2 protein-coding genes are annotated in these 3,094 nt (G+C 66.2%); both read left to right on the top strand.

The window, feature by feature from the left end:
* Window positions 1–2,036, top strand: a 2,036-nt coding sequence (locus VLK31_RS36140; RefSeq protein ID WP_409173308.1) for a type I secretion system permease/ATPase, incomplete at its 5' end; no start/stop codon positions are given.
* On the top strand, window positions 2,033–3,094 hold a 1,062-nt coding region (locus VLK31_RS36135), incomplete at its 3' end, for a biotin/lipoyl-binding protein (RefSeq protein WP_409173307.1). The genes VLK31_RS36140 and VLK31_RS36135, both read left to right, overlap by 4 nt.

Raw genomic sequence — 3,094 nt, 5'->3', positions numbered from 1 at the left:
TGCTGCAAGCGGCCAGGCAACTCGGCCTGAAGGCCAAGGCCTCACGCACCACCCCTGAGCGTCTGTCGTTGACGCCGTTGCCCGCACTGGCCGTGCTGCGCAATGAAGACGGAAGCGAACGCGTCGTGATCCTCGCGCAGTGCGATGCGCAACGCGTGCTGCTGCAAGACCCTTCTGCATCGAACGGCCGCCCGGTCATCGAACCGCTCGAGGTCTTCTCCGCACATTGGACCGGCGAACTCATCCTCATCACCAGCCGCGCCAGCCTCACAGGCGAGCTCGCCAAGTTCGACTTCTCGTGGTTCATCCCCAGCCTGGTCAAGCACCGCAAGCTGCTGGGCGAGGTGCTGTTCATCTCCTTCATCCTCCAGCTGTTCGCGCTGGTCAGCCCGCTGTTCTTTCAGGTCGTGATGGACAAGGTGCTGGTGCACCGGGGCATCACCACGCTCGATGTGCTGGTCATCGGCCTGGTGGTGGTGGTCGTCTTCGAGTCGCTGCTGAACGGACTGCGCAGCTACGTCTTCAGCCACACCACGAACCGCATCGACGTTGAACTCGGTGCGCGCTTGTTCCGCCACTTGGTGCAACTGCCACTGGCCTACTTTCAGGCCCGCCGCGTGGGCGATTCCGTTGCCCGCGTGCGCGAGCTGGAGAACATTCGCGGCTTTCTCACCGGCAACGCGCTGACTGTTCTGCTCGACGTCGTCTTCTCCATCGTCTTCGTGGCCGTCATGCTGTTTTACAGCGTGCCCTTGACCTTGATCGTGCTGGTCAGCATGCCGCTGTACTTCGCCCTGAGCCTCGCGGTCGTGCCCATATTGCGCCGGCGCCTGGACGAGAAGTTCGCGCGCGGCGCGGAGAACCAGGCCATGCTGGTGGAGACCGTGAGCGCCATCCAGACCGTCAAGGCCACCGCACTGGAGCCGGCCTTCGGGCGACGTTGGGACAACCAGCTCGCCGCCTACATCTCCGCGAGCTTCAGAACCCAGAACCTTGCGAGCTGGGCGCATGAAGGCGTCAACCTCATCGGCAAGCTGGTGAATGCGGCCACGCTCTGGTACGGCGCGCACCTGGTCATGAACAACGACATGAGCGTCGGCCAGTTCGTCGCCTTCAACATGTTCGCCCAACGCGTGTCTCAACCCATCATGCGCATGGCGCAGCTGTGGACGGACTTTCAGCAAACGGGCATCTCCATGGCCCGGCTCGGCGACATCCTGAACACGCGCACCGAAGTGCCACCCAGCACCGCAGCCCAACTCCCAGCGCTCAAGGGCCGCGTGACGCTGGACAACCTCACCTTCCGCTACCGCCCTGAAGCGGCGCCCGTGCTCAACGGCGTGAGCCTCGACGTGCGCCCCGGCGAAGTCATCGGCATCGTCGGGCGCTCGGGCTCCGGCAAGAGCACGCTGACCAAGCTCATTCAGCGGTTGTATTCCCCCGAGCAAGGGCGCCTGCTGGTCGACGACATCGACATCAGCCTGATCGATGCGGCACAGCTCAGAAGGCAGGTCGGCGTGGTGCTGCAGGAGAACACCCTCTTCAACCGCAGCGTGCGCGAGAACATCGCCATCGTCGACCCGGCCGCGCCGCTGGAGGCGGTGATGCACGCGGCCCGCATGGCGGGCGCGCACGAGTTCATCAGCGAACTGCCCGAGGGCTACGACACCGTCGTCGGAGAACAGGGCGCAAGCCTGTCGGGCGGGCAACGCCAGCGCGTGGCCATTGCACGCGCGCTGTTCACGCACCCGCGCATCCTGATCTTCGACGAGGCCACCAGCGCGCTGGACTACGAGAGCGAGGCCATCGTGCAACGCAACATGGCGCACATCTGCAAGGGGCGCACCGTGTTCATCATTGCACACCGCCTGTCCGCCGTGCGGCATGCGAACCGCATCATCGTGATGGACAAGGGCCGGATCGTCGAAGGCGGCACGCATGAGAGCTTGCTGAACCGGCCCAAGGGCATCTACGCGCATCTGTGGGGCATGCAGGGCGGTGGGCATTCGAGCGAAGGCGCGGGGGCGGCGGTATGACGAACGAAGGCACCACCAACACCTCCACCGCGACCAGCGTGGTTGCAGCGCCCGCGGCCAACGCACCGAACGCGCGCGACATGCGCCACCCGGCCTTCGAGCTGCTGGCGCGCTACCGTGCGATCTTCAAAGCGGCATGGCAGCACCGCCACGAGCTGGCCGGGCCGAAGCGCTTGAGCGACGAGGCGGCCTTCTTGCCCGCCGCCCTGAGCCTGCAGGACACGCCCGTGCACCCCGCGCCCAGGCGACTGGCCTTCGCATTGATCGCGCTGTTTGTCATTGCGCTGACCTGGGCCATCTGCGGGCAGATCGACATCGTGGCCGTCGCGCCCGGCAAGATCATCGTGAGCGAGCGCACCAAGCTCATTCAGCCGCTGGAGGTGAGCGTGGTCAAGCGCGTGCTGGTGCGTGACGGGGACCATGTCGAAGCCGGGCAAGCCTTGGTCGAGCTTGACCCCACGACAGCGAATGCAGACAAGACCAGCATCGACGAGCAGTTGAAGTCGATGCAGTCCGAGGTGCTGCGCACGCGGGCCTTGCTGCAGGCGCTGAACTCGCCGGCCACAGCCGCAGCCCCAGGCATAGCCCCAGGCCGCTCGCCGGATCTGGGCAAGAGCATCCCCGCCGGCTGGACGGAGGTAGACACCGCCGCCACCCAGGCCCAACTGCGCGACGAGTGGAGCGACATCACCGCCAAGCTCGCCAAGGCTGCAGCGGAGATCGACCGCCGCCAGGCCGAGATTGCCACCGTGCGCGAGATGGTCGCCAAGCTGCAGACCACGCTGCCCATCGCCCGGCAGCGAGAGGCCGACTTTCATCAACTGGCCGACCAGGGCTTCATGTCCAGCCATGCCAACCAGGACCGCACCAGGGAGCGCATCGAGCTGGAGCGCGACCTGGCCACCCAACGCGCCCGCCTGGCCGAAGCCAACGCCACGTTGCGCGAGAGCGAGAACACCCGCGCGGCCTACATCGCGGAGACCAAGCACAGCCTGCGCACCCGCGAGGCCGCCGCCGAACTCAAGCGCCACCAAGGCACGCAAGACCTGGCCAAGGCC

Source organism: Variovorax sp. H27-G14, from assembly GCF_046156345.1.
Lineage (GTDB): Bacteria > Pseudomonadota > Gammaproteobacteria > Burkholderiales > Burkholderiaceae_C > Variovorax.
This window is presented reverse-complemented; position numbering and strand designations above follow the sequence as displayed.